This window comes from Bdellovibrio bacteriovorus (genome assembly GCF_025558485.1).
Classification (GTDB): Bacteria; Bdellovibrionota; Bdellovibrionia; order Bdellovibrionales; family Bdellovibrionaceae; genus Bdellovibrio; species Bdellovibrio bacteriovorus_G.
On the sequence record NZ_CP102930.1, the window covers coordinates 2,540,359 to 2,567,035 of the forward strand.

The 26,677-nt window shown below is 49.9% G+C and carries 24 protein-coding genes; 16 read left to right on the forward strand and 8 right to left on the reverse strand.

The genetic code is table 11. From position 1 onward, the window contains the following. Position 1: 1 nt before the first annotated feature. Genes EZJ49_RS12495 through EZJ49_RS12505 form a run of 3 tightly spaced genes read left to right on the forward strand, consistent with a single transcriptional unit; the run spans position 2 to position 3,691 of the window. A complete protein-coding gene (locus EZJ49_RS12495; protein ID WP_262552495.1) occupies positions 2-2,362 on the forward strand; it encodes a translocation/assembly module TamB in 2,361 nt (786 codons plus the stop codon). Between the two features lie 45 nt (positions 2,363-2,407). Next, positions 2,408-3,070 (forward strand): hypothetical protein, encoded by a 663-nt coding sequence (locus tag EZJ49_RS12500; protein WP_262552497.1) that lies wholly within the window; start codon positions 2,408-2,410, stop codon positions 3,068-3,070. Between the two features lie 42 nt (positions 3,071-3,112). Beyond that, the gene (locus EZJ49_RS12505) at positions 3,113-3,691 is read left to right on the forward strand and encodes a Yip1 family protein (protein ID WP_262552498.1); all 579 of its coding nucleotides are present in this window, start codon (positions 3,113-3,115) and stop codon (positions 3,689-3,691) included. Between the two features lie 36 nt (positions 3,692-3,727). On the opposite strand, the gene EZJ49_RS12510 is transcribed toward EZJ49_RS12505, so the two are convergent. From EZJ49_RS12510 to pnp, 5 genes are all read right to left on the reverse strand, one after another. Beyond that, positions 3,728-6,496: a hypothetical protein gene (locus EZJ49_RS12510; protein WP_262552499.1), complete on the reverse strand. Its 2,769-nt coding sequence runs from the start codon at positions 6,494-6,496 to the stop codon at positions 3,728-3,730. 11 nt (positions 6,497-6,507) lie between these two features. Then, positions 6,508-7,809 carry a hypothetical protein gene (locus EZJ49_RS12515; RefSeq protein WP_262552500.1) on the reverse strand — a complete coding sequence of 434 codons (1,302 nt, stop codon included), beginning with the start codon at positions 7,807-7,809 and terminating at the stop codon, positions 6,508-6,510. Positions 7,810-7,942: 133 nt separating this feature from the next. Next, entirely contained in the window at positions 7,943-8,392 is a 450-nt protein-coding gene (gene dut, locus EZJ49_RS12520) for a dUTP diphosphatase (RefSeq protein ID WP_262552501.1), read from the reverse strand. Positions 8,393-8,412: 20 nt separating this feature from the next. Continuing rightward, the gene (locus EZJ49_RS12525; protein WP_262552502.1) at positions 8,413-9,633 is read right to left on the reverse strand and encodes a M16 family metallopeptidase; all 1,221 of its coding nucleotides are present in this window, start codon (positions 9,631-9,633) and stop codon (positions 8,413-8,415) included. A gap of 53 nt (positions 9,634-9,686) precedes the next feature. Further along, on the reverse strand, positions 9,687-11,498 hold the full coding sequence (gene pnp, locus EZJ49_RS12530; RefSeq protein WP_262552503.1) for a polyribonucleotide nucleotidyltransferase: 1,812 nt from the start codon (positions 11,496-11,498) through the stop codon (positions 9,687-9,689). Between pnp and EZJ49_RS12535 the strand changes: the two genes are divergently transcribed. The 3 genes from EZJ49_RS12535 (at position 11,449) to EZJ49_RS12545 (ending at position 17,182) form a co-directional block, all read left to right on the forward strand. Then, entirely contained in the window at positions 11,449-13,374 is a 1,926-nt protein-coding gene (locus tag EZJ49_RS12535) for a hypothetical protein (protein ID WP_262552504.1), read from the forward strand. The genes pnp and EZJ49_RS12535 overlap by 50 nt on opposite strands. Before the next feature lie 190 nt (positions 13,375-13,564). Continuing rightward, positions 13,565-16,720: a S8 family serine peptidase gene (locus tag EZJ49_RS12540; RefSeq protein WP_262552505.1), complete on the forward strand. Its 3,156-nt coding sequence runs from the start codon at positions 13,565-13,567 to the stop codon at positions 16,718-16,720. A gap of 147 nt (positions 16,721-16,867) precedes the next feature. Beyond that, a complete protein-coding gene (locus EZJ49_RS12545) occupies positions 16,868-17,182 on the forward strand; it encodes a hypothetical protein (RefSeq protein WP_262552506.1) in 315 nt (104 codons plus the stop codon). Positions 17,183-17,218: 36 nt separating this feature from the next. On the opposite strand, the gene EZJ49_RS12550 is transcribed toward EZJ49_RS12545, so the two are convergent. Next, a complete protein-coding gene (locus EZJ49_RS12550) occupies positions 17,219-17,488 on the reverse strand; it encodes a hypothetical protein (protein WP_262552507.1) in 270 nt (89 codons plus the stop codon). Positions 17,489-17,725: 237 nt separating this feature from the next. Here EZJ49_RS12550 and EZJ49_RS12555 point away from each other — a divergent pair, with 237 nt between their 5' ends. The 4 genes from EZJ49_RS12555 (at position 17,726) to EZJ49_RS12570 (ending at position 19,530) form a co-directional block, all read left to right on the forward strand. Next, positions 17,726-18,535 (forward strand): hypothetical protein, encoded by an 810-nt coding sequence (locus EZJ49_RS12555; RefSeq protein ID WP_262552508.1) that lies wholly within the window; start codon positions 17,726-17,728, stop codon positions 18,533-18,535. Positions 18,536-18,676: 141 nt separating this feature from the next. Further along, positions 18,677-18,883 (forward strand): hypothetical protein, encoded by a 207-nt coding sequence (locus tag EZJ49_RS12560; protein ID WP_262552509.1) that lies wholly within the window; start codon positions 18,677-18,679, stop codon positions 18,881-18,883. Then, positions 18,876-19,052: a DUF1328 domain-containing protein gene (locus EZJ49_RS12565; protein ID WP_262552510.1), complete on the forward strand. Its 177-nt coding sequence runs from the start codon at positions 18,876-18,878 to the stop codon at positions 19,050-19,052. Before EZJ49_RS12560 ends, EZJ49_RS12565 begins: the two co-directional genes overlap by 8 nt. Before the next feature lie 25 nt (positions 19,053-19,077). After that, positions 19,078-19,530 (forward strand): OsmC family protein, encoded by a 453-nt coding sequence (locus tag EZJ49_RS12570; RefSeq protein WP_262552511.1) that lies wholly within the window; start codon positions 19,078-19,080, stop codon positions 19,528-19,530. Between the two features lie 22 nt (positions 19,531-19,552). Here EZJ49_RS12570 and EZJ49_RS12575 read toward each other — a convergent pair whose 3' ends face one another. Next, entirely contained in the window at positions 19,553-21,121 is a 1,569-nt protein-coding gene (locus EZJ49_RS12575) for an FAD-dependent oxidoreductase (protein WP_262552512.1), read from the reverse strand. Positions 21,122-21,376: 255 nt separating this feature from the next. On the opposite strand from EZJ49_RS12575, the gene EZJ49_RS12580 reads away from it, so the two are divergent. From EZJ49_RS12580 to EZJ49_RS12605, 6 genes are all read left to right on the forward strand, one after another. Continuing rightward, positions 21,377-22,486 carry a GGDEF domain-containing protein gene (locus EZJ49_RS12580; protein ID WP_262552513.1) on the forward strand — a complete coding sequence of 370 codons (1,110 nt, stop codon included), beginning with the start codon at positions 21,377-21,379 and terminating at the stop codon, positions 22,484-22,486. A 220-nt stretch (positions 22,487-22,706) separates the two neighbouring features. After that, positions 22,707-23,573: a S8 family peptidase gene (locus EZJ49_RS12585; RefSeq protein ID WP_262552514.1), complete on the forward strand. Its 867-nt coding sequence runs from the start codon at positions 22,707-22,709 to the stop codon at positions 23,571-23,573. Positions 23,574-23,626: 53 nt separating this feature from the next. Beyond that, on the forward strand, positions 23,627-24,151 hold the full coding sequence (locus EZJ49_RS12590; protein ID WP_262552515.1) for a thermonuclease family protein: 525 nt from the start codon (positions 23,627-23,629) through the stop codon (positions 24,149-24,151). Between the two features lie 12 nt (positions 24,152-24,163). After that, entirely contained in the window at positions 24,164-24,517 is a 354-nt protein-coding gene (locus EZJ49_RS12595) for a VOC family protein (RefSeq protein WP_262552516.1), read from the forward strand. Between the two features lie 122 nt (positions 24,518-24,639). Beyond that, the gene (locus EZJ49_RS12600) at positions 24,640-25,470 is read left to right on the forward strand and encodes a C1 family peptidase (RefSeq protein WP_262552517.1); all 831 of its coding nucleotides are present in this window, start codon (positions 24,640-24,642) and stop codon (positions 25,468-25,470) included. Between the two features lie 14 nt (positions 25,471-25,484). Next, positions 25,485-26,123, forward strand: a complete 639-nt coding sequence (locus EZJ49_RS12605) for an HD domain-containing protein (RefSeq protein ID WP_262552518.1) — start codon at positions 25,485-25,487, stop codon at positions 26,121-26,123. Here the strand turns inward: EZJ49_RS12605 and EZJ49_RS12610 are convergent. Next, positions 26,120-26,617, reverse strand: a complete 498-nt coding sequence (locus EZJ49_RS12610; protein WP_262552520.1) for a MarR family winged helix-turn-helix transcriptional regulator — start codon at positions 26,615-26,617, stop codon at positions 26,120-26,122. The two genes, EZJ49_RS12605 and EZJ49_RS12610, sit on opposite strands and share 4 nt — an antisense overlap. Between the last annotated feature and the right edge of the window lie 60 nt (positions 26,618-26,677).

A 26,677-nucleotide genomic window follows, 5' to 3' on the forward strand; every position in this document is an offset into this window, starting at 1 on the left:
GATGAAAATCTTCAAGAACACTCTGCTGATTGCAAGTGCAGTTCTATCTTTCCTTGTCGCTGTCATGGTGGCAGCAGTGGTGATTATTTGGTTCTATCCTTCTTTGATCATCACTGAAAACAATATCAAAAAAGCTCTGACCTACGCCCCCGCGCAGCTTTATGTTCAGTGGGAAAAACTGGATGTGACTTTTGAAAACCTGCGCTGGAATGAAAAGCGTGTGCTGTTAAACTCCGCCGATCTTTGTGTGGAATACAAGCCCCAGCTTTCCACCTGCGTTCCCACGGTCAAAATTGATGTGTCCTTTGCCGTACAGGGATTTAAACCCGTTTTGACCAATCTGGGTGAGCTCAGCCTGCACATCAGCCATCTGGATTTGCAACTGCCGAAAAAAACCGAACCGACAGAACCTACTTCTTTGTTACCAGATTTGCGCCTGCCTTCTTTTGCCAGCTTGTTCCCACGTGCTTTGGACCTAAAAAAACTGGGACAGTTGAATATCACACTGGATCAGTTCCGCCTGCTTTCGCCGGAAAAGCCCCCGCTGCAAGCCACAGCCCGTCTGCAACGAAACAACTCCGCCCCCGGCGAACAGGTGGATTTTTCCATAACTGCCCAGGCCTCTCAGGAAAATTCTTTCACAGCCACGCTGATGGCCCAAGGAATTTTGAATCCGCAATCACTCACTGTGCAGGGACGGACTTCCGTGACCACAAGTTCGTTTAAGATCCAGACTCCATTGGATCTGGCATGGGCTGAAGTTTTAACCTTAAAAGCCCGCCCTGAATTTCAGGTGAAAATTGAAAAGCTGACGGAAAAATTCCGCCCGCAAGTGGCCTTAACGTGGTCTCAATCCAGACTGGAGCTTCGCGCTGGTCCGGCCAGTTCCAAAAAAATATGGCTGGGAGGCGAGCTGCGTCTTTCTGACTGTTACATTGTCAGCGCTCTGCATGTGGAAAAAGGTTTTCCCTCTGAAGCCCGACTGAACTGCGTTCTGGCCGCCAAGCCCCGCAAGAAAATTCAAAACCTGCACACCGTCGAAACTCGTTTAAGTGCCGACGTGCGACTGCGCACTCAAGGGGCCGGTGATGCCGAAGTTCTGACGGTGTCAGGCTCTGCCGGACTGGAAGGGGAAACCGCCTTCCTGACCGGCACCCTGTCCGCCCAAGGGGAGGCAGAAATCGCAGACCTTTCCTCTGAAGCGAAACTGGCAAAAGCCGTGTTTGATCTTACCGCCAATCTGAAAATTCCAGACTTTACGGTGTGGAAAGATCTATTTGAAAAAACACCCTATGCCATTCCCGCCCCCTTACATGTCCTGAAAGGTGAAGTGCTCTTGCAGGCTGAAGCTCATCTGCCGGATTTAAAATCCCCGCTGTCGGCCACGGCGCAGCTTCAAACCAGGCTGGCCTCAAAGACACAAAAACTATGGACGCAAACTGAAGTCACAGTGAAAACCTCAGGCCCCATGCCCAAGCCCGTCGGCATGCACGTCACTGTACAAAGCACCTTGGAAGACATTCGCTTAGAGGCTCCACCGCTGCGTCTGGAACCCCCACCACAGGCCCTGCCCGATAAACGTTTCGTTCTTAAGGCCGAGCCCACGATCCAACAACTTCCGGCAGCGAAGGCAAGTTCAGCCTTGAAGGACAAGCTTCCTTTCGCCCTGACTTGGACCGTGGGTGTAAAAACCGCACAGCCAATTCAAATTTTGTCGTCGTTGTTGCCGCAAAACATTCCGGTCGCCATGGATCTGCACATCGAGGACAGCGGCCTGATGAAGGGCACCGTGGCCGTGCAGAGTTTCCCGTTTGAAATATTCCGTAAGAAGGCTGTGGTTAAGAACGTGGACCTGATTTTCCATGCGAACTCCCACGTACCGGAACTATCCGGTCAGATCAACTATGCCAATCCGGAAGTGGACATTCGTATTTTACTTCTGGGCAGTCTGGAAAAACCACGCATTGAGTTTGAAAGCGACCCTCCTTTGAATCGTCAGCAAATCGTGTCAGTGCTTTTGTTTAACAAATCACTGGATGAATTGAACGAAGAGGAAGTCAACTCCACCGCCAGCATGAGCCGGGCCATGTCGGACGGGGCTTTCGGATTGTTCTCGCTGCTGTTCCTGTCATCCACGCCCATTCAGTCGGTCAGCTACAATCCGGTGACAAAGTCCTATACCGCGCGCGTTCGCCTGGATGACAGTACGACACTTAGCATGGGATCAGATTTTTCAGAAGAAAGACAATTCACGGTCCGTCGCCGCCTTGGCGGTCCATGGTCCATCCGCACCGAACTGCGCCAGACTGACGAGCGACCGGATGTGGTGTTGACGTTGCTGGAGTGGCTGAAGCGCTTCTAATTTCCCCTTCTTGCTTTTTGCAAAGGGATCTCAATATAATAACGCGTGGATATTCTTCTTTTGGCGATGGCGACAACTGTGTTTCTTCTGGGATTGGCTTTGATCAGCAATCGCGCCCGCCGTCGGCAGGATATTGCCTTTGAACTTAAACCCAATTGTCTGCTGACTCGCTGGCCTTTGCTGTTTGTCACCGGCCCTCGTTCTATTTTTTATTTCAGCAGCTATTGGAATCTATACACGGCCTTTCTGGCCGAACATGGTTATGAGGTCTTCACCCTGCATCTGCCGTGGAATAAAACAAACCTGCGCAAAGAACGCTTTGAACATTTCCTAAAGCAGCAAGAAGATCTGGGCCGTCATTTTCACCTGGTAGTGGATGCTCCGACATGGCTGGAGTTTCAGGATCTTTTGCGTCAGCGCCGCTCTGCCAGTGTGATCAGCATCACCGAGATCACTGATCCCGAACAAAGCAGCCCTCAGGGCTTACAGGCCTTCCCCATTCCGACTGCGGACATTGAAATGCCGGTCTTTACGAAAGGCAGTGTTTTCTTAAATATCAGCTATCATCTGCACAAGCAGTTTGTGCGCCGGAAGAACTTAAACAGTTTAAGCTCTTTGGGGGCTTTACCGGAATCCGCCTTAAACAATTCATTATTGTTGTTGGAAAGAGCTCAAACTTTAGCGGAGATGGATCTGCGCGATTCCTAAATACACCTTGCCAGATTTAATGCGTGGTGGTGAGATATTCCTATGAGCGACTACAGAGACGTCACCCCGAACAAGCAACAGCCCTCTTTTGAAATGACCAAAGAGGTCGTCCGCTACATCATCAATTACCTTCGTCATCCCATCGAAAAAATCAAAACCCTGCCGGACTGGAACTGGCCTTTGCTTTTGATGACGTTGGTGGCCTTGTCGATTATTTCCGGAGTGCTGACAGGCCTTGTACCACCGAACTTTTACCGCATTATGGGCGGGATCATTGTTTCCCCTATCGTGGGAATCGTGACGACTTTCATTGGCTCTTTGTTTATTTATTATTACTTCCAGGTTTTTGAAAAGCGTACGTGCTCCTTGCGCAAGATCTTCACCCTGCTGCTTTTTGCCAACATTCCATTTTTTATCTTCCAAGTGGGTTCTGAATTGATTCCCCCAATCACATTGGTGGGGTTTGCCTTCACAGCTTTATTGATGGCCGTGGGTTTGACAGAAAACTTCCAGATGGAAAAGCGCCGGTCTTTAAGACTGGTCACAATACTGTTCGCGATTGTGTTTATCATCTGGCTTTGGAACCGCATCGACATCAGTCGTCTGGAGCGACTGGGCTAAAGAAAAAGGGACAGACTGAACCTGTCCCCTTTTTTATTATTTCAAGAACATCGCTTTGGCGAGTTTTTCCTGCTCCTGAGACGTGTATCCCAAAGAAGAAATCTTGGCCAGCTCATCAGCCACCCGATGCTGAAGCTGAATCATACGGGACATGGCCTCGGTGTACTGCAGGTGCCCTGTCGCCACCTCTTCGGCTTCAGGCAGCGCTATATTCAAAGCGTCACCTTTTGCCAACACCAGATTCAACCTGCCCTTTTCATCTTTTACAATCGCCTCTTTCGGCACCATTAGCACCTGCGCCAGTACTGCCGGGTCATTCAACCATTGCTGATAGATTTCCTGACGCTTTCTTGAAGCTTCCACTGTATTCGGAATCACACCGGTTCTTTGCACCAGAACATAGGTCAAAAGATTTCGCATCATCAGACTGTTTTCACGCACAAAACAGAATTTTTCGTGATCTTTACCGCACTGACTTTTTTCCTTCACTAGTTCCGCCCAATGCAGGCTTAAGTTCGGCAACAGCGGTTCCCCGGCCAGCAAAGCCTCCTGAGCAACTGCCATCTGCACTCGTTCAAAAGCATTGCTCAATAACTGCCGCGTGCGTTCTCGGGTCTGCTCTGTGACTGCTGCGGACAGCACATCCTGCAAAGATGAGTTCCAGTCTTCATAATCCACGGTCAAATAAGGGTGCAGAACCAGCAAGGCGGTCACATACTTTTCAAGTTTGTTAGTTGCTGTCAGATTTTGCAGCTCCATCAGATTGCTGATTTTCCCCGGCTGATCCACATAACGGGATTTCTTAGAGACCAGGGCGGATACGTTTAGCACCGGCAGATGCAGTCCCAGCTTTTTCCAGCGCGCCTCTTTATCCACTGTCACTTCCTGCAGATAACTAAACGCCGGGGCGTAATATCTTTTAACAATCTGACCGCCGTCTTTTGCCTCTTCGCCGGAAGTTTTTTCATCCGTCCAGGCCGCGCGGCTGAATTTACGGAAATCCCGGGTCATAAAGACCGTGCTCATTTCCTGCTGACAGGTCTTGAAGTTTTCCGAAGAACCGTTATTGATAAATTGCATCAGCTCTTTGCGCGACGTCGTCACATCACGGATAATCCCCTGAACCAAATCCATATTTGAGATGCTCAAAGAACTTTTCGCAGAGGCCCGGTAAGATGGAGCCTTGCTCAGTGCAAACGTCGTCATGGCCTCACAGGAACGGAATGATTTTTCATCAATCTCCGTCAGGGCGCTACGGTTGTTCAGCACCTCTTCGCGCGTGTCCATGATAAGCATCATTTGCTCTCTATGATATTCCTCCATCATCAGTGCCAAATCCTTGATCATCACCATCATCTTCTTTTGGTTTTCCAGAATTTCTTTCTGCATGGCTTTGATTTCAGCCAGACTTTGTTTGATTGCTGCCAGTTCCGCCATAATAGCCGGGTCCGGTCCGCCGCCACCCAAGCCACCAAAAGCCGCCAGTGCCATCGTCGCAGGACCGCCCGAGAAAGCGCCTAAGGCCCCGACAAAACCACCCGCACTAAAGGCTTTGGAAATTGCACTGACCGCCTGAATGCCCTGATTGATCTTCATGGCAGTATCGATGGCCTTGGTTACCCCCGGGTCCAACTTAATACCCAGAACGTCTGTCACCTGCATGGTGGTCTTCAGGATATTATCCAGGGACTTGGACGCATTTTCGGCACTGTTCACAAATTTTTGCACGTCCGAATCCAGCTCTCTCTTACGCTGAAAGAATCCGGTCTTTTCCAGCTCTGACGCAACCTCCGGGGAAGGGATCGTCGCAGCACGACCGTTGAGCAGATCATCCATCATCTCACGCGCCTGCATTTTTCCGGAATCCGACAACGACAGTTCAATACTGTCTGTCAGATTTTTGATTTTACCATAGATATTTTTGACAGATCCGCCCATCACAACAGCATCGTCTTTCAATGACTGGCTGTATTTCCCCAAAGCTTCGGCCAAAGCGACCACTTTTTTGGCTTTTTCCGCCACATCGCGAATCTGTTGAACATTCGCCAACAATACCTTCACTGTCGCTGACTCCGTCAAAACCGAAGCCATGGCCCCCGCCACCGCCGTGTAAAGAGCCAGACGCGCCTGATCGTCTTCACTAAATCCATATTGGTAGAACAGATAATCGGCCTGCTTTAGGTAAGTCACAATCTGCTCAATTTGTGCGGAACGATCACCAATGGCTTTGGTTTTATCGATCTTATCCAAGACCTCGGGGTGGTTTCTTTTGATTTTCACCACAACATCCACCGCGATATCGCGGCTGTCTTTCTTAATTTGTTCATTGAACGTTTGCAGCAGGTTGCGCAGGGCCACCGACTGAACCAATCCCGCCATTTTACCTTCCAACTGATGATGAAAGGCATTACTGCGTTGAACCTCGTCCAGATTCAGATTCAAGGTATTCAGCAAAAGATCGGTGTCGGCCAAAGCACCAGAATCCCCGACGATAATGCTTTTCTTGGCCATGTCCCATCTTTGACTGATCTCCTCAGGGAAGGCCAAAGCCTTTCCCTGTTCCAACTGGGCTCTTAGTAATCCCAACACTTCCGGATTTTGTTCCTGCAACAAAGAGCGCAAAGCTTCGGCCAAAGGCAAATTGGCATTTTCAGAATAGATCAGCTTTTGAAACTGTTCCCAGCCAGAATATTGATTCAGATTCTGCTTCTTCGGTCCGGCCGTATGCGCCCCCTTTTCTGTGGGAGCACAAGCCGACATAAACAGGGCCAATGCGGTTGAATAGACGACAAGTTGCTTTTTCATTTCAAGACTCCTTACAGAATTGAATGACCGTCAACTGTGATTGAACTGCGCTCTTCCACACCGCGAGGACCGGAAGATCCCATATCACCTTTTTCACCGAGCGCACCCTGAGGACCTTTTGAAGCCGTTCTGCAATCTCCGCGAGTCGATCCCGGATCACCACCTTCGCCGCCCTTACCGCCTTCGCTGCCAGCTCCACCAAGGCCACCCAAGCCCGCTTCCGCGGACAGGCTTGCAGTAAAGTACGGGCCTTTGGCGATGACAATGTCTGCTGCACCGGAATGCCCACCAATCATGCCCATGCCACCACGAAGACCTTTAGGCCCCTGCGCCCCGGCACCACCATTGGTCGGCTGTCTGGTGCAGATGATTTCACAAAAAGTGGCCCCACGTCTTAGCTCTGGTGCCATCAAAAACACACCACCACCGGGTTCACACATTCTGCGGGACGTGGCATCCACACCACGAGCCCCTTTTGCTCCAATCCCGGTCTGAGCTGCCGCTGGCAAACCTTCCCCGCCAGCCGTGCCACGCATGTGCAGTTTTAAATCTCCCATCGCATAGCCAGCCTTCAAGGAAAGATAGCCGCCGTTTTTACCCACCTGCCCCGGGGCCGGAATTTTTTCTGCCTCTTCAGCAGAGAAAGTTTCAATCGTGGCTGTGTCTTCCGCATACAGACGACCAGCTTCCAGATAAACCTCCTGACCTTCTGTGCGCAAGACATTGTCTTTTTCGATAAAGATGATTCCAAACTTATAAGCGCCAGAGGAAATTCCCAACGACTGCAAGGTTGTCACTTTGCTTTCAGAGGACACCAGCAAATCCGGCAACAGAGTATAAGTGCTTTCGGCAATCAGCTTTTCTTTGGAATAGATTCTGTAAGTGACTGTTTTTTGAGCGTGATCGTTTTTCCAAAGATCCAGACGATCCGAAATCACATACTGACCGGACACATACTTGGCGTCGATTTTGGAAATGGATTCATAGGCCGGATTCACTGCCAATGAGGAAAACGAACGTTTGATTTCAAGTTGGTTGACGTAAAGACTTTCCGGAATCGAAAGCTTCGTTTCATAGATATTCAGGTTGTTTTTAAATTCAGAATAATTGGAACGGTCTTCGCGAAGATCCGCGACTTTTTTTACTTCGATCACCACGCCTTCAGCCAGAACACGGCGCGGGTTGACCTCCTGAGCCTCGCTCCCACCAGTTGTCGGAGTCGGAGAAGTGTTTCCACCGGAACCCTGGCACGCCAGAAGGTGTCCGGACAAAATCGCAAGCATAAATAATTTGAAAGTGTTTTTTGCTGACATAATATCTCCTTTTGTCAGCATCCTCCCAAAGCAAGGGGTATTCCGGACCCCAGATCCGATATATGTCTTTTAAGGCCATTCCCCGGATGTTTTTGTGGATTTTTGAGGAATGGATTCCTAATTCTAGGAATTTTTAAGCGCGGCCCGTGGAGCCAAAACCACCTGCCCCACGCTCTGTGGAACTCAGTTCATCCACGACCTCGAACTGGGCCTGAATCACCGGCGCCAGCACCAACTGGGCACAACGTTCCTGATCGTTGATAACAACAGGCTCGTTCCCCAGATTGATCACGATGATTTTTACTTCACCACGATAATCAGCATCAATCGTGCCCGGAGTGTTTAGAACTGTCAGACCACTTTTCGCAGCCCAACCGCTGCGCGGACGGGATTGGATTTCATAACCCAGTGGAATTTCAAAGCTCAATCCTGTCGGGATCATGGCTCTTTCGCCCGGATTCAAAGTCACCGCCCCGGCAAGCTGCGCGCGAACATCAAACCCGCTGGCCCCCAAAGATTGATAAGCTGGAAGTTCACCACGGAAGTTTTCAAGTTTTTTGATTTTTACAGGCAACTTTTGCATTTCAATCCTCGCTCTTAAAATTACAGTTTCAGATCATTCCACCAGGACTCCAGTGACTTCACTTCAGGTCCCAACAGAACACCGGATGCTTTATCCAAATCCAGTTCATGGCGGATATAGTGATTCACGGAATCCACCGTCACGGCTTTGATTTCTTCAATCACGGATTCCACGGCACGGTATTTACCGAACACCATTTCATTCACCGCCAAAGAGGTCATACGGTTTTCAATATCATCAGATCCCAGCAGAATGCTGCCGATGATCTGGGTTTTACACATTTCAACGTCAGCCTTGGTCACACCCTGCTTGCGGATTTTCGCAAACTCTTTGGAGATCAAATCCCCCACCTTACGGGCGTTCTTGGCTTCCGTTCCGGCATAGATTGTCAGCATGCCGGAATCAATGTTCGTGTTCAGGCTGGAGTGAATGGAATACACCAAGCCTCTTTTTTCACGAACACTTTGATACAGCTTCGAGGTCATACCGCCACCCAAAAGAGTGTTGGTCACCACCGCTTCAAAACGGTGTTTGTCCTGGAAACTGGCTGTCGGGAACCCCAACAGCATATGCACCTGTTCGGCCTGCTTTTCAACGACATGACGTCGGCTAAGCCAACGCGGGACACGACGGGTGTTTTTAAGTTCACTTTTCTTTTTAGATCCCAGGCGTTTTTGAATACCGGCCATCAGGTCTTCATGGTCGATACAACCTGAAGCACTGATAATGATGTTTTTGCCAGTATAGTTACGACGGTAATAATCCATCACCTGAGTCTGCTTCATGCGCGCCACAGACACGGGCGTCCCCAGAATAGGACGTCCCAGAGGATGCTTGCCATAGACCTGTTCATAGAACACGTCATAGATCATGTCTTCGTGGCTGTCCTCGGACATGGCGATTTCCTGCAAAATCACACCTTTTTCAAGGTCGAATTCCTTTTGCACCAGCTTCATGTTGGAAACCAAGTCCGCCAGAACATCCAGCGCCTTTTCCCAATGGTCCTTCAGGACCAAAGCGTGATAGCAGGTGTACTCGCGTGTGGTGTAAGCATTCAGCTCACCACCCAAAGCTTCCAAAGATTTTGCAATTTGATAGGCGGAACGAGTCTTGGTTCCTTTAAAAACCAAGTGTTCAAGCAAGTGGGAAATGCCGGCAACCTCAGGAGTTTCATCCCGCGTCCCCGTCAAAACCCAAATACCCATAGAAACGGCACGGGACCCTGGGTGAAGTTCGCTCACCACCCGGATCCCGTTAGAAAGTTCAGATTTTTTGAACTTAGTGTCTGTCACAATTACTGAAGCAAAGCCTTGCGGGAAAGCTTGATACGACCTGCGCGGTCCACTTCAAGAACTTTAACGTCGATGATTTCACCTTCTTTAAGTACGTCAGTGACTGCGCGTACACGTTCGTTGGCGATTTCAGAGATGTGCAAAAGACCTTGAGTGTTTGGCAGGATCTCAACGAAAGCACCGAATTCAGCGATCTTCACGATGCGGCCTTTGTAGGTCTTGCCCACTTCGGCTTCAGCGATGATGTCGTTGATCATGGCGATAGCTTTTTTCGTTGCTTCTGGATCAGCGGACGCGATGTTGATCGTACCATCATCCTGGATTTCGATCTTAACACCTGTAGCTTCAGTGATACCACGGATCACTTTACCACCAGAACCGATCACTTCACGGATCTTGTCTGGTTTGATTTTGATAGTTTCGATACGCGGTGCAAATTCAGAAATCTGACCACGAGGAACTTTCATCACTTTTTCCATTTCGTTTAGAATGTGAGCGCGGCCCTCTTTAGCTTGCGCCAAAGCCTGCTCCATCACTTCAAACGATACAGAGTCAATTTTGATGTCCATTTGCAAAGCCGTGATACCCGTTGGGGAACCCGCCACTTTGAAGTCCATGTCACCCAAGTGATCTTCATCACCAAGGATATCAGTAAGAACTGCCACGCGGTCGCCTTCTTTAATCAGACCCATTGCCACACCGGCAACGTTGGCTTTCAAAGGAACACCGGCGTCAAGCAACGCCATAATACCGGAACAAACTGTACCCATGGAAGAAGAACCGTTGGATTCCAAAACTTCGGACACGATACGGATTGTGTAAGGGAACTTTTCAAACTCAGGAAGAACCGCTTTGATCGCGCGTTCAGCCAGGTTACCGTGACCGATCTCACGACGGCTGGTACCAGTCATACGACCCACTTCACCCACAGAGTATGGAGGGAAGTTGTAGTGAAGCATGAACTTGCGTTTCTGAAGACCCAACAATGAATCAACCATTTGTTCGTCATCAGCCGTACCCAAAGTCACAGTGCCCAGAACCTGAGTTTCACCACGAGTGAACAAACCGGAACCGTGAGCGCGAGGCAGGATACCCACTTCGTTCGCGATCGGACGTACAGTTTTCACGTCACGGCCGTCAATACGAACAGCGCGATCCAGAATCATGGAACGAGCTTCCTGGTATTTTAGATCTTCAACGATGGAATTCAGTTCTTTTTTACGCTGCTTCAAAACGTCTTTGTCAGTGATGTCTGCCAAAAGAGCCTTTTCAGCTTCAGCCGCCGCTTCGTTGGCAGCTGCATAACGGTCTTGTTTTTCCTTGATGGAAAGAGCCGCTGCAATTTTAGGTCTCAACAGGCCTTCAGCTTTACCTTTGAAGTCTGCATCAATAGCCGGAGCTGTGAAAGCGCGCTTCGCAACGGAGCCCGCTTTTTCACGCAATTCATCCTGTGCATTCAACAGCGGGATGATGGACTGGTGACCGAACTTCAAAGCTGCCAACGCGTCTGCTTCAGAGATGAATTTTGTCTCACCTTCCACCATCAACAAACCATTGCGAGTTCCCGCAACGATCATGTCCATGTCAGATTTTTCCATCTGCTGTGGGGTTGGGTTGGCGATGAACTGACCATCCACGCGAGCCACTTGAACCGCAGCTGTTGGACCGTTGAACGGAATGTCAGAAGCATGCAAGGCCGCAGAGGCACCAAGGCTTGCCAGAATTTCCAATGGGAATGCGCCATCCGCAGACAATACCGGGATTATGAAAATTGATCCGGCAGATGGATTGCTGAAAGTCTTCTTAAAACGCACCGGAACAACCTCGGGCGATGGTGGGTCGGTTTACGATGCCACCGCGAAGACGCCTTTAAAAATTAATCTGGATTATCAAAATCGCCTTTTGGTCTGGGACTATGATCGCATTCGTCGTATTGACCTTTCTGAAAATCCACCGAAGATTCAAACTATCATCGGGGGTGGCAACGATTCTGCAAGCCAGACTTATGCTTCGCCTTTGAATCTGAAATTTACCGATATCGGTTCTTCCTTCAACTTCGGAAATGCCACGTTCTCTCCGCTCCCGAATGGGGACTTTATCTTTAAAAGCGAAAAGTATCCGGAAAATGGCTCCAACTCCACCCGTCTGCGTATCTTTCATGACAGTACGAACTCTATTTCTTCCGTCACTTTCCAAGGACCTGCGGTTCCCGGACATCCGGAAATTGACGTGAAGAACTGCACGCTGCTCAGTGCGGCTCCGGTGGTGGATTCCAGCGGAACCTTGAGCAAGTATCTGGTGTCCTTCTTTACTTCGCCGCCATCGTCAGATGCCGACTGTACTTACAATAACGGTTGGAACTACTTCCAGGCCTACTTTGACTTGAACGGAGACTTCGTCAGCAATGTCAATGCTCTGGGGCACGGTGCGATCATTCTGGGTAAAGACTTTAAAAATTACTTCGTCCGTCGCGAAGCCGGAGTCGTGTATCAGTTAGACCCTAACACCAATAGCTGGAGTGCCATCGCCGGAAAAGGAAAAGGCATCTGCGAAGACAGTCTGGATGTGCTCAACGCCGAGTGCCGCCTGATCGTGGAAGACGCCTTCATCAACGCCAACGGCAAGATGTACCTGTTTGACAATAACACCATCCGCGCTTTACGCGACGACAACACTCTGCTGACGTTAGCCGGACAGAACCTGTCTTTCGGAGACAATCTTGACGCCATCAATGCCCGCTTTACCAACATCACTTCTGTGGACACCTGGAATGATGGTGGCGTTCTTAAAACCACCGCTTTGGATATCGGGGCCGCGCGCATCCGCGAATTCCCTGTGGCTGGCGGAGCCATCACCACCATTGCCGGAAATGGCAATGCCCTGCAACCGAACACCGGCCTGGATGCCCACACCACCAGCATGAGTCCCCGCAGCAGTCAGTTTATCCTGAATAAGAGCAACGGAAATCTCTATTATATTTTCAATGACAAGGACATCGGTCTGTTGAATCGCTCTACCAATCGCTGGAGCCGTGTCGTCGGTGGCGGCACCGCTGACTATTATAACTCGGACAACACGGTGGGAACATCCATCGAATTCAACACCACCGTCACCCCGCTGGCTTTTGAAAACAACAAGCTGATGCTGGTCAGCAACTGGTCGAATGTCGCCATTGGAGGGACTCACCGATCCATGTTGAAGATCTATGATTCAACGGACTCTTACCGCCAAAGCCATTTCATGGGCACCGACAGCAACACCAATCCCGCCTACTGTGCCACGGGAACCGCTGTTGCAAGTTGCACCTTCAGTGCGGCTGATTCCAGCCTGCGCACTTTCTATGACAGTCTTGACGGATTCTGGCTTCATGCCCGTCGAGGCACAAAAAATATCTATCAACTGCCTCCGGGCGGAAATGTTGCCTCCTTCACCAACGTCACCCAGAATATGCGGGCGATGACTTACTATCGCCGCCCGAATAATTCTCAGGTGATTTTCTATTGTGGCTCGGACGGCAAGCTTTATAAGAAAGAGCTTTCTTCCGGCGTCGAAAGCGAGATTTCACTGGCTGGCGTGCCGGGAATGACCTGTGATGGGTTCGGCCTTAGCTATGTCCCTTCCCGTGATAGTTTGGTATTTATCTATAAAAAGAACGACCTCAGTGGTGTCGCCGAAATTCTGGCCCCTTAATCATCCTTTCGCGTAACAAAACGCACTGTATTGAGCGCCATTTCTCTTGCTCTAAGCCCCCTAAAGCACTACAAAATCTGCCTATTCTGGTGGCAAAATTCCCGGCACGGTTCTTGGAATATTGTCCGACTGGTAAGAAATTAACTCGATTTCGGTGTCGCTTTGACACCCAAAACGAAAAAGGCGGACAATGAGAGCATCAAAAAAACCTACACAGCTAAAATATTTTTCATCCCTGCTAATTTCAGCTTTGTTGTTCACTGCGTGCAGTCCATCTGCCCAGGCGCCCAAAGGCGAGATTTTTAATTCCGATTTCCTGGAAGGCCTGTACAGCACACGCCCCACTGTTGAAGAACCTTATATCTTTATCGTCAAGCTTTCCAATCCCGCCTTGCTTGAAACGGCACAAAAAAAAGATGGCAAGGTCATCATCGACAAAAAACTTTTGAAAGCCATCGAAGCCGAGCAGGAACAAACCATTGCCGAGCTTCAAAAGATTTCCTCTGAAATCCGTGTTTTGATTCGCTATAAACGCGTTCTAAACGGCATGGCTTTGTGGGCTCCGGCAGCCGTTTTTGAAAAAATTAAAGCTCTTCCGAATATCACCATGTCTGAACAGTCCGGATCTTTCTCTCGTCCTCAGGAAGATGAAGAGATTAATGAAAAAGGCATGGTCGGAAACAACACCTCGGTGAAGTTCATTGGCAGCGAAGCTGCTTATGCACAGAATATCCGAGGTCAGGGAATGAAAGTCGGCGTCATCGACACTGGTGTGGACTACACTCATAAAATGTTCGGCGGTGCAGGAACCAAGGAAGCCTACACGGCCGTGGACCCTTCCCAACCTCACGCGTCCTTCCCCAATAAAAAAGTTGTTGGCGGGATTGATCTGGTTGGTTCGGCCTATAACTCCGGGTCTCCGGATTACATGAAACGCATCCCAGTTCCTGATGCCAATCCGTTGGATGAAGCAACCCACGGGACTCACGTTGCAGGAACCGTGGCTGGTTTGGGTGATGGGGTAAACACTTATGATGGTGTTGCTCCGGAGGCGGATATCTATGCTATTAAGGTTTTTGGTGCCAAAGGATCCACCAGTGACGAAGTGGTTATCGCAGCCTTGGAATATTCAGCGGACCCTCAAGGGGATCTGAGCTTTGCCAACCAACTTGATGTGGTGAATCTGTCCCTGGGCAGCGGTTACGGAAATCCCCACATCATGTACAATCATGCAATCAAAAATCTGGTGCGTGGCGGAACGATTGTTGTGGCTTCCGGAGGAAACTCCGGGGATCAGTCTTATATTGTGGGTGCGCCGGGCGTGTCTGATGATGCGATCTCTGTGGCTTCCAGTATCGACAATATGAACCAGAACGTTCTGTTCCCTGCCGTGGAATTCACAGCCGCTTCAGGCTCTATTCTGGGTGAGGCCATTGAAGGGGCTGTTTCAAAACCACTGGAAGAAGTTGCGCAAGCCAAGGCAGAGGTGGTCTTTGTCGGCGTGGCTGATAAAGATTTTGACGCTGAAACAGCAGCGAAGATCAAAGGCAAGATTGCCCTGATTGACCGTGGTGTGGTGGCCTTTGCTGATAAAATCAAACGCGGTCAGGATGCCGGAGCTTTGGCTGTGATCGTCGCGAACAATGCCCCGGGTGATGCGATTGTCATGGGCGGTGAAGGCAAATTCACTGTTCCTGCGGTGATGATCACTCTGGATGTAGCAAACAAAATCAAAGACGCTTTAAAAGCCGGGGTTGTTGTTGCGGACCTGAAGAGTTCTGCAAAAATTGAAAAAGCCTGGTTGGTGGACACGATCTCTCCGTTTTCCTCTCGCGGTCCCCGTTCTGAAGATGGTTTGATCAAACCTGAAATTTCAGCTCCGGGAACAAATATTATTTCCGCAGCCCGCGGCGCTGGTGACAAAGGGGTCACCATGTCCGGAACATCCATGGCCGGTCCGCATATTGCCGGCGTGATGGCGCTTTTGAAGCAAAAACATTCCGCATTGAATCCTTATGAACTGAAATCTGTTCTTCTGGCGCATGGTAAAGTTATCAACGACGCCGACAAGAAAACATACTCTATCAGCCGTCAGGGCGCTGGCCGTGTGCAGGTGGCGGAATCTTTGAATGCCAAAATCGTGACGATCCCGGCGACTTTGTCCCTGGGCTTGACAGACATTGAACAGCAAAAAACACTGGCTCAGGAAATCACGATCAAAAACATCAGTTCTGAATCCGTGACGGTGACACCTCAGTGGTCAGGGCACAAGGCTTTGCAGATCAGCGCGCCTTCCGTAACTCTGGCTGCCGGTGAAAGTAAAAAAGTTCTAATCAAGGCAAAAATCACCGGCTCCCTGATGGCTTCTGCCAACGACGAACTGGATGGTTACCTGAATCTAGTTGCGGATAAAGAAGTTCTGGCTCACCTGCCGGCTTTGGCAGTGGCTCGTCAGATTTCCAAAATTGAAGCGACCTCGTTGGTGGTTCACTCCACTTCTGCAAGCGACAGCGCCGGCAGTCTGACAGAGCTTCAATTAAAAAACTCCAGCATCAATGCCGGGGAAGCTTATCTGTTCAACCTTATTGGTTCTGACAGCCGTAAAAAAGAAAACAAACCCGACCTGGCTCACAACCGCAATTGCGACATGCAATCCGCCGGTTACCGTGTGATTGAAAAAGACGGTGGCCGTGTTCTTCAAGTGGCTGTCAAATTATTCGAAGGCATGACTACATGGCACCGCTGCGAAGTGAACGTGCAAATTGATGCTGACGGTGATGGCAAGGCCGATCAGGAACTGTCCGGTATGCCGGCATCAGACCTGCCGGGCCTGACCGAGGAAACCTTCGTCAGTCTGCTGCTGGATGGAAATCAAGCCCGCGAAATGCGCAAGCAATATGAAGCACAATACGCGACAGACCCGGAAAAAGCCAAAGAGGACTACACAGACGCGGTTCTGGATCTGCGTCCGATGGGAGTTTTCGACAACTCCACGCTGGCGATCATTGAAGCGGATATTTCCCTGCTTGCTTATGCCGCAACGGGAGAACTGAATATCAAGATCTCCACCACTCACAATGACAATGGCGCAGTGGAGTACGATGACTATCTAAGTGCGCATGAAAACAAATGGGAAAAGATCTCTGCCAATCCAATGGCACAGGCCTACACCAACCTACCGGAAGTTCTGGAGCTGGCCGGAGATTCCGCAAGTGAAGTGTCTTTGATCAAGGGCTACGGTGCCGGAGATTTAATTCTGTACACACCACAGAACAAATCCGTTCGCGATATCGTCATCGAGGATGCACAGTCTCAGATCGTCCCGGCCACTTACAAGGCTGACTAAAATTACCTTTTTCTGTCGGTATTGCTGAAGACATCGGCAATACCGACAGGTTCCCTACCGTCTTCAAACACGCCCCTGACAATTTCCTGACAACCTCATCGGCTTATCTTCGTTATATTGCGCAGGCATTCTAACAAGGAGAACCCCATGAAAGCACTTTTGATGGCGCTGACAGCGTCTTTCGCTATGGCCTCAATCACGCACGCCCAGGACTGTGTGTCTGCGGATGGCCTGATCATCCCTGATGGCCTGACCGTGAAGCTTTACTACAGCGCAAATCCCACCAAATCTCTGGGACCTGCTTACACCTGTGATTCTGTCGCACGCGTAAGAACTTGTGTTGCTGGCGTCCTGTCTGCCAAAGAAATCCAGTGCAGCGAATATGACTCTGGCGGTTGTGTGGATTGGTGGATGGATCGTCTGCCGGACACGGACTTCGCCACTGTTCAGTGCCATAACTAAAAAACAAAAAGCGCAGAAAGACTCTTCTGCGCTTTTTTATTCCAGCATTTTCTTTAATGCCTGTTTTTCCTCTGGCCCGGCGATCAGCCATTCCGGCGGCACATGTTCGGTCACATAGGCCCACGAGGCCTGACACATCTTCTTTGCCAAAGGCTTGCCGTGCAGATCCCTCAACAGATTCAGATGTCTTAGCAGAATGGTTTTAGTGGGCTTATAGAAGCCGTCCTTGTCTTTGCCTGCGTTGGAAATTTCCTCGGACGATTCCGCCTGCTCTATTAACTTTTGAAAGTATGCTTCCAAACTCATGCCCTGATTGCACCATAGTCGAGGAGTTCTTGCACTGCTCTCACTTTTTCTTCGTCTTTGGTCCTAATTTTTATGTTGCATCCTAAATTTTAACACCCGTCTTAAGGCTTCAAGTAATGTGAAAGTACATCTTGATCTTACAGCGGCGACATTTTTTTGAACGAAACAAAGTTTAGCCGGCACCGTTCTACCGTTTCTACCGCAGGGGCCTACAACACACAGCTATGTGGAGGTCCATTGACGAACTCAAAACATCTCACCAAAACGGTGTCCGTGGCAGCAATCACGATTGCCTTCCTTCTGGCCGCTGCGTGCTCCCCGACAACTTCTTCCATCAAAGATCTGGCCAGCACCATCGACGATGGGAATAACAGTGCCGAAACTCCGGGAAACACGGAAACACCAGAACCCACAGAACCAGAAACTCCCGCAGGACCGTCGGTCCCCTCTGTTCCTGAAACCCCCGGCGCCTATAAAATAGAGGCACTGTCCTGGGAAAGCTCCACCAAACCCGAACGCCGCCAATGGAGTGAATATCTGCATAAGATCATCCTGGAGGACTGGAATACACTGTTAGGTGGCGCAGATGACATGGACCGCTTCTGTCCCCGCTACAACAGTCTGGACAACAATCAGCGTGCAAATGTCTGGGCGGCCCTTTTCTCTGCGATGGCAAAGTATGAAAGTGCTTATGACCCGACCTCTCGCATGCATGAAACCACCATGGGCACGGACCCTGTGACCGGAAACCCCGTTTATTCCGAAGGCCTGTTGCAGTTGTCTTATCAGGATGTACAGTGGGCACGCTGGTGTGAATTTGACTGGAGCAAAGATAAAAACCTTTCTTCCAAAGATCCACGGAAAACCATTCTGGACCCGTATAAGAATCTTTACTGCGGCGTTGGTATTATGGCCCGTCAGATCAAAAACAAAGGCGCTATTACGGTCAGTTCCGGAGCTTACTGGGCTGTCGTGAAAAGCGGTGGCAAATACCAGAAAATCACACCTATTTCTGACATGGTGAAAAGTCTGTCCTTCTGCAAATAAGTTCCCTCGTGGCGAGGTGGTCTCTGCTTTCCCTCGGGGATTGCCTCGCCACATATTTGTTTTCTAAAACAATTCCTTTCAAAATCTTGGCTTCAATCACCTTCGCACGGATTCTTTAAGCATCATAGCGCAGGAGGATCTATGTCGGAGCAACACCGTACCCTGGAAGAAACCGGAAAAATCATTTACCACGAGTGGGAGCTGGACGAGATGCAAAGAGCCTCCCGTCGGCATCAGCGCGAAACCGTGCCATACCCCTCGCAAATGAACAGTGCCCGGGACAACTTCGAGGATTCCGTGATCCACGTGACTTCTCCCGCCCCAACAGAAAGGAATTCCCATGCTTAGAGCCGCCATCATATTTTTCGTCATTGCGATCGTTGCCTATCTTCTGGGCGCAGGTGGAATTGCCGGACTGTCCGTTGAAATCGGCCGTCTGCTGCTTTTCGTCTTCCTGGCCCTGGCGATCATCAGCTTTATTATCAATCTCTTAAGTGGAAAAAAGGGACCGCGGTAGCGGCCCCTTTCTGAAGGAGGAATCCATGCAACGCAAAGCTTCGGCCCGCTGGCAGGGCAATCTTCAGTATGGCAAAGGCACACTCAATACTGAAAGTGGCGCCTTAAAAGATATTCCGTATTCTTTTGCAACCCGTTTTGAGAGCGCTCCGGGCACCAATCCCGAAGAGCTGATTGCGGCAGCTCATTCCGGTTGTTATGCCATGGCCCTGTCCGGAGCCCTGGCGAAAAAAGGTTTCAATGCCGACACTCTGGATGTGTCCGCCACCGTTACCATCGAAAAAAACGGTGATGGTTTCACCATCAACAGTTCCAGGCTGAAGCTGCGTGCGCAGGTTCCCGGCATCGACAAAAAACTTTTTGAATCCATTGCTCAGGATGCAAAAGTGAACTGTCCGGTCTCAAAACTTTTAAAAGCCGATATCACCCTGGATATCGACTTTCATGAAACCATGTCCCCGTCCCAACACGCTCATTAACAATCTGCTTCATCATACCCCGCTAGGATGGCGGGGCATGGTGATCTTCTGAACGCAGGACCTCATGAAGCTTGCGGTCGTCAAAACGACTGAAGGCATCTTCCACCATCAGGCTTTCCATATCCCGTCCCACGGTCAATACAGCAGCGACTCTTTGATCCTCATAAAAGGCAACTGCAAAATCCCGGCTGTCCAGATCCCCCATTACATCCATTCTGTCAAAGCGGTCCGAATAGCCGACATACCCCAAAGTCAGATCGTAGTGCTTGGTCCAGAAGAACGGCACATCCTGAAACTTCACCCGATCACCCATCATGTTCAAGGCCGCCGTCTGCCCCTGACGTTCTGCCACTTCCCAGTGTTCCACCCGGATGGTGCGTTCGCTGCGTGGATCCGGCCAGCGGGCGATATCACCTGCGGCATAAATTCCGGGCACACTGGTTTCAAGATATTCATTCACCAGCACGCCATTTTCCACCCAGCATCCGGCCTGTTCAGCTAAAGAGGTATTTGGGCGAATCCCGGTGCCGACGATCACAAAATCACAATCCACGCTTTCCCCACTGTCCAGCAGGACACTGCGCTCGCGAATTTCCTTCACCCCATGGCCCAGATGAAAGTGAACACCGTGTTCTTCATGCAGCTTCTTTAAAACACTGCCGACGTGGACTCCAACCACCCGCAAAAGCGGCATTTCCTCCGGAGCCACAACATGCACCTCGAGGTTGCGCTGACGAAGGGCGGCCGCAGCTTCCAGCCCAATAAACCCGGCACCAACGACAACCACCTTCTGAGCCCAGGTTGTCCGGCCGATAATACGCCGACAGTCCTGCAGGGTTCTGAGATAATACACCTGAGGCTTTTCGACGCCGGGGATTTTCGGTTTGATCGGTTCCCCTCCGGTCGCTAACAGCAGACGGTCATAGCGCAGGGTTTTTCCATTGGATAAAAAGACACTGCGGCGATGAGAATCTATTTTTTCCACCTTGGCCGCGAGCTCGAAATGGATCTTGTTCTGCTGATAGAATTCTTCTGCCTCCAGTGACACCCATTCTTCCGGGGCGTTTCCGGCCAGATAGTCCTTGGACAGATTGGGCCGGTCGTAAGGCAGATTCTTATCTTCCGTGACAACAGAAAGAGAACCGATAAACCCGTGCTTGCGCAACATGATCGCCGCAGCAGTTCCAGCCGCCCCCGCACCTACAATAACGTATCGTTGGGATTCGCTCCATTCCCGTGGACGAAGACTTGAAGCCTTTTTATTGGTGACATATATCTTTCCCGCACGCATTTCCACATTCCAGGCCGTGATCGGATTAAGGGCCGGAGCCTTCAGCGCATCCCCGGTGCGCAGATCAAAACAGGCATGGTGCCAGGGACAGTGAACGGTTTCCCCGACAATCAGACCTTCATGCAAAGGGCCGCCATAATGGGAACATGTCGCTGCGACGGCGAAGTATTCGTCTTCATGCTGCACCAGCAGGACAGGCTCATCCCCCACATAACCCAACAGTTTTTGTCCTTCGGAAATCTGTCCAGCATCAATACCTTTGGAAAAATCAGGTCCACTTAGATTGGCAGAACGTCCCATGATTGACTCCTTATTCAGGGCTTTATCATAGGAATCTTTCTGTCAGGACAGAATATTCAGTCGGCCACAACTGCTAAAAAGCATCTTCCAACGAAAAAAAAGAAATTCTCAAGATGAGTCAATCTGTCATCTGTGCAAGGTTTCACTTTTTTGTTTCAACCTGAGACCTGCAGAACAGATTCAGCCCCAAGTCCCCTTAAGACCGGGGCCTTCTGCTCCGATAAAATAGTGTTGTATCCTTCCCAGGAGGCTTACTTGAAACAGTGGGTAAAGAAGCTCGTTGAGCAATTTGACATGGACTGGGGTTCTGCAGGTGACGTTGAAAAGGGCAAAAGCGTCCCGAGCCTCTCTGAAGAGCGAGCCACCTTGCTCTTCATCTTGGATGTTTTCAATAAACATCTTTTTGAAATTCAAAACCACTCTGTGCGCAAGGTGCGCAACAAGCTGGACGGCTTTGCCAAAGAACTGGTGAATCCCAACGGTCAGGACACCGAGCGTGTTCTGTTTGAAATCCGTCAGTTTATTTCCAGCTACCGCATTGACGAATACAGTTATGTGCAAAACACTTTTGATGATTTCAAACGCATCATCTGGGATTTCGCCGATCACCTCAGCGAAGAGATTCAGGAACAGAATGCCGCCTCGGGCGACGTCAATCAAAGTCTGGAACAGCTGCGCGAAGCGGTAGAATCCAATTCGATTGAAGAGCTGCGCATGAAATCGCGCGAGTTCATTAACTTCTATCTGAAACACCAAAGCGCTCACAATGACCGCAGATCCAAGCGCATGGAGACTATCAAAAAGAGCCTGACCACGGTTAAAAAGCAGCTTATGGAGGCCAACACCACCATGCGCAAGGACCATTTGACCGGGGCTCACAATCGTCGCAGCTATGACGAACAAGTGCGTCGCTATCTGCAACTGCATGAAATCGACAAAGATCCCATGACGTTGATTATTATGGATATCGACTTCTTTAAAAAGATCAACGACACCTACGGGCATGACATCGGGGACTTTGTCCTGAAGGAATGTGTGCGCCTGATTCAGGAAAGCTTCTCGCGCGAGGAGGACTTCATTGCCCGTTTGGGGGGTGAGGAGTTTGCAGTGATTCTGCCGGGCTGTAACAGCGAAGCGGCCACTCGCATGGCGGAAGAAGCCATGAACCGCATCCGTAAAGAGGTCTTCGTTCACGAGAACTATGAAATCCGCTTCACTATCTCCATGGGTATTGCGGAGGTTTTGCCGGGGGAAAAAGCCGATTCACTCTATAAAAGAGCTGATGAGGCCCTGTACGAGTCCAAACAAACGGGTCGTAACAAGTACACCGTCGCCAAAGAGTCCCAGATCAAACGTGTTGCTTAAGGGCTGTCTAACTTTCAGACAGTCGTCCACATACTATTAGTGACCAGAAAAGCCTGAACAAACGTTCGGGCTTTTTTTATGTTCAGAGATTTCTAAACACTCGCAGTACATTTCCAGCTCAGAAGAAAATCATCCATGTCTGATGCTGGCCCTGCCCTTGCTTTAGTGCTTCTGCATGAAGGCAATTCTGTTTTTCGTAACTACATTTTTGGGGATGTCGATGAACTCTTTCTCTCAAGAAAGTCTTGATCGCGATATTGTGGTGGCAATCATTGATACGGGTGTGGATGTGAGTCATCCGCTTATCAAGGACAACCTGTGGAGCAATCCACGGGAAAAGAACAATCAAAAAGATAACGATGGCAATGGATTTGCCGGGGATCTCCACGGATGGAACTTTGTTTCCAACAATCATGACCTGTCAGACCATCATGGTCATGGCACTCATGTGGCCGGGATTATTCAGCAACAGGCCGGATCTTCCCGCGTGAAGTTTATGATTCTTAAGTATTATGACCCGTCCATTTCGGCGAGCGACAACCTTTTGAATACTGTAAAGGCCATTCGCTATGCCACCCGCATGAAAGCGGATATTATTAACTATTCCGGCGGTGGCGACGAAAGAAGCCCCATGGAAGAGGCTGCGATTCGCGAAGCCCAGGATCAGGGCATTCTGTTTGTCGCTGCCGCCGGCAATGAAGGGCGTAATACCGATGTGGTTGGCTATTATCCCGCAGGTTATAAGCTGACCAATATCATCTCAGTGGCGGCAATGGATTCACAAAAACGCCTTCTGGCCAGCAGTAACTTTGGCACACGCTCGGTGGATATTGCGGCGCCGGGAAAGAATATCTTTTCCGCTCTTCCTGATGGCAAGTACGGCTATATGAGCGGAACTTCGCAGGCAACGGCCTGGGTCAGTGGTCTGGCGGCAGCTTTGATGCTGCGCCATCCTTGGGAAACCCTGACACCACAGGATATTAAAAAAGTTCTGGTCAGCAAGGGGATCAAGGACCGTCTGTTAAGTAAGAAAATCCGTTCACAGACTCGCATTTCCAGTCTGCAGGCCGGTCTGAATCTGGAGTAAAGCTCAAACGGAGGTGTCTTGCCCTTCTGTTAAAGATCACATAGACTAAAAAGATGAATACTTCTCTACGCACGTTCCTCACCTCGGCTTTTCTGATCCTGACCCTGACGGCCTGCTCGCAAAGCCTGCAAGCTTCTGACACAAGCCTGGCATCATCATCAGCTCCCCCTTCCTGCCAGCACGATGACAAAACCTTTCGCTGTGTGGAAGTGCTGAAAAACTATGATGGCGACACCTTGACGGTGAATATTCCGGATGTGCCCGCTTTGATCGGAAAGAAAATCAGTGTGCGGGTTCTGGGGATCGACACCCCGGAAGTGCGCACCAAAAACAAATGTGAAAAAGAGGCCGGACGCATAGCGCGCAATCTGGTGGCCAGCACTTTGAAAAACGCCAAAAGCGTGGAACTGCACAATGTCCAGCGTGATAAGTACTTCCGCATTCTGGCTGACGTGATGGTCGATGGCCGTTCGTTGTCAGAAATTCTGATAAAGAACAATCTGGCCTATGCCTACGATGGTGGAACAAAAAAACATCCTGACTGGTGCAAAGCCCTGCGCCAGCCGGCCAACAATTAGATTTCTGCTTCTTTGCAGAACACGGGAATCCCTGTTGCCAGTGCCACCATCGGCTTTGAAAATAAACCCATGGCAAGCAATGAATACCTTTATTCCTGGTGCGAAAATATTCTGGGCAAACTACCCAAGGTGGACACGCAGGATTTCAGTCCTTCCTCTGAACCCGCCGCCGTTCAATTCCGTGTGGACCAGCTTCCCGCCCTGCTTCGGCAACTGAATGCTCAGGGTATTCGTGTGGAAGATCAGGTGGTGGAAAATGACTTTGGATCTTTTGCATGGCTGTATGATCCTGAAGGTCACCGGATTGAACTGTGGGAGCCCGCCCCCTATCAAAACACGCTGATCAATCTGCCCGAGGCAGAATAAACTGCCACCGTGAACATTTCGCATGTATAGATTTTTGACAGTTTAAAATCCCCACGTCTTCAGCTATCTTCGCCGCATCGCTTGTGCCAGCCACAAGTCAGTATGGTTTCGGGGGAATTTTAATGAAGATATTGATCACACGGGTGATTTTGACACTGGTTCTGCTTTGCAGTTTTTTGCTGGAGCAGGCCTTGGCCAAACAAGTGGATTTGCGTCACTTGCAAACTCCGGTCAAAAACCAAAAAAATCGCGACACCTGTGCTTACTTTGCCGTGAACGCGTTGGTGGAATCCACTCTCAAGACCCAATTCGGTCAGGAATTTGATATCTCCGAAGAATATGAAATCTTCCGCCACAAGGTTCTGTCCCCGTGGCGTCCTGAAGTTGAATTTGGCAACACCTATGATCTGCTGACTCAGTTTTCCAACGGCATGAGCTTTTATCAAGAGCATCAACTGCCTTATCAGGTCAGCAGCCCGGACTTCACTCAGCCGCTGTCTGCCGAACAGGATGAGTTCTATAATCTGGGCAAAAAGAACATTGCCCGCGTGGACTATCGCAGTCTGCGCACGAAGATTCTGACTCAGATGTGGGTGCGTCGTCCATGGTCCGCACTTTTCATGCAGGAACTGGATCAGAACCGTCCGGTGGTTGTGACTTTGAAGGTCGCTATTCCTCATATCAATGATAAGAAGGGCACCTTTACGTATTCACCGGAAATCGACGAACAATGTAATTCCGGCAAAATCTCCTGCGGTGGTCATGCCGTGCTGATCGTCGGTTATGATGACGAGAAAAAAGTCTTCCTGTTTAAAAACTCCTGGGGTGAGGACTGGGGTCTGGGCGGCTATGGCTTTGTCACCTTCGATCATGTCGATGGTTATTCCGACCAGCCATTAACAGCGTTTTTTGACAAACTGACCGGTCCCATGGTGAGAGTCACAGAACCCTAAGATAGGATTGGTTCATGGCTTTTGAGGAAAAAAAGTGGTTTCATCTGTTCAGCAACAAGGCTCGTGTGCTTTATCCCAGCACCGATCCCGCGCATGACTATCTTCATATCATGCGTGTAGTGAACACCGCCAAACAACTGACAGAATCCGAAGGCGCCAACTGGGAAATCGTCATGCCCGCCGCCTTTTTTCATGACTACGTCAACGTTCCCAAGAGTGATCCCCGTCGCCCTTATGCCTCGCAACTTTCCGCCGAGGCCGCAGTGGAATATCTGAAATCCGTAAACTACCCCGAAGACCATTTCGAGGAAATCCGTCACGCCATCGAAGCCCACAGCTTCAGTGCCGGCATCAAGCCCACTACTCGTGAAGCTAAAATTGTACAGGATGCCGATCGTCTGGACAGTCTGGGAGCCATTGGTATTGCCCGCTGCTTTGCCATCTCCACCCAAATGACCCGCCCCTTTTACGCTGAAGAAGACCCCTGGGCGGAAAGCCGGGCTTTGGATGACAAAAGCTATGGCATTGATCACTTTTTCCAAAAGCTATTCAAACTGGTGGATCACCTGAACACATCAGCGGCAAAAAAAGAAGGCGAGCATCGCATCGCCTTCATCAAAACCTATCTTGAACAAATCAAAAGGGAAATTTAGGATTTTTCCCCGCGCTGAATTTCACCAATCATCGGAGCTGGAGTGCCCTCAATGATTCCTGCATTGGATACAAACTCTTTCATCACCTGAGCAAGCACAGCAGTTTTTTCGGGATTCATTTTTTGAAGAGCATCGAGCATCTCTTCCTGAATTGTACGAGGGATTTCGTTGAGCTTCTCCAGACCGGAGGAAGTGAGAGAGACCACCACTTTACGGGAGTCTTCTTTGGATATCATGCGGGATACAAGTCCTTGTTCTTCCAACTTCTTAACCACGACTGACACGGAACTTTGATGTGTCGTGGTCCTCAGCGCGAGGTCGTTGATGGACAAACCCGGCTCCTTCTTCAGTTTTTTCATAACGAATATCTGCGCCGCACTCAGGCCCAGCTCTTTTTCAAATTGGCTGGATGACACACGCAGGGCTTTGAAGATATGGCGGATATAGTCCATGACCTCACCCACCTCAGAACGATACTCAGAAACCGAATCCATACTCATGCGTTTATTAAGAACTATTCACAGACTTCGTGCAAACTCTTTTTACATGAGCTG

Bases quoted from the DNA above. Each gene is read 5' to 3' on its own strand.
- EZJ49_RS12540 (WP_262552505.1), top strand. From the start codon at position 13,565: ATGAGAGCATCAAAAAAACCTACACAGCTAAAATATTTTTCATCCCTG.
- EZJ49_RS12545 (WP_262552506.1), top strand. From the start codon at position 16,868: ATGAAAGCACTTTTGATGGCGCTGACAGCGTCTTTCGCTATGGCCTCA.
- EZJ49_RS12575 (WP_262552512.1), bottom strand. From the start codon at position 21,121: ATGGGACGTTCTGCCAATCTAAGTGGACCTGATTTTTCCAAAGGTATT.
- EZJ49_RS12535 (WP_262552504.1), top strand. From the start codon at position 11,449: ATGAAAATTGATCCGGCAGATGGATTGCTGAAAGTCTTCTTAAAACGC.
- EZJ49_RS12605 (WP_262552518.1), top strand. From the start codon at position 25,485: ATGGCTTTTGAGGAAAAAAAGTGGTTTCATCTGTTCAGCAACAAGGCT.
- EZJ49_RS12495 (WP_262552495.1), top strand. From the start codon at position 2: ATGAAAATCTTCAAGAACACTCTGCTGATTGCAAGTGCAGTTCTATCT.
- EZJ49_RS12515 (WP_262552500.1), bottom strand. From the start codon at position 7,809: ATGTCAGCAAAAAACACTTTCAAATTATTTATGCTTGCGATTTTGTCC.
- EZJ49_RS12585 (WP_262552514.1), top strand. From the start codon at position 22,707: ATGAACTCTTTCTCTCAAGAAAGTCTTGATCGCGATATTGTGGTGGCA.
- EZJ49_RS12565 (WP_262552510.1), top strand. From the start codon at position 18,876: ATGCTTAGAGCCGCCATCATATTTTTCGTCATTGCGATCGTTGCCTAT.
- EZJ49_RS12570 (WP_262552511.1), top strand. From the start codon at position 19,078: ATGCAACGCAAAGCTTCGGCCCGCTGGCAGGGCAATCTTCAGTATGGC.
- EZJ49_RS12550 (WP_262552507.1), bottom strand. From the start codon at position 17,488: ATGAGTTTGGAAGCATACTTTCAAAAGTTAATAGAGCAGGCGGAATCG.
- dut (WP_262552501.1), bottom strand. From the start codon at position 8,392: ATGCAAAAGTTGCCTGTAAAAATCAAAAAACTTGAAAACTTCCGTGGT.
- EZJ49_RS12600 (WP_262552517.1), top strand. From the start codon at position 24,640: ATGAAGATATTGATCACACGGGTGATTTTGACACTGGTTCTGCTTTGC.
- EZJ49_RS12590 (WP_262552515.1), top strand. From the start codon at position 23,627: ATGAATACTTCTCTACGCACGTTCCTCACCTCGGCTTTTCTGATCCTG.
- EZJ49_RS12560 (WP_262552509.1), top strand. From the start codon at position 18,677: ATGTCGGAGCAACACCGTACCCTGGAAGAAACCGGAAAAATCATTTAC.
- EZJ49_RS12510 (WP_262552499.1), bottom strand. From the start codon at position 6,496: ATGAAAAAGCAACTTGTCGTCTATTCAACCGCATTGGCCCTGTTTATG.
- EZJ49_RS12610 (WP_262552520.1), bottom strand. From the start codon at position 26,617: ATGGATTCGGTTTCTGAGTATCGTTCTGAGGTGGGTGAGGTCATGGAC.
- EZJ49_RS12505 (WP_262552498.1), top strand. From the start codon at position 3,113: ATGAGCGACTACAGAGACGTCACCCCGAACAAGCAACAGCCCTCTTTT.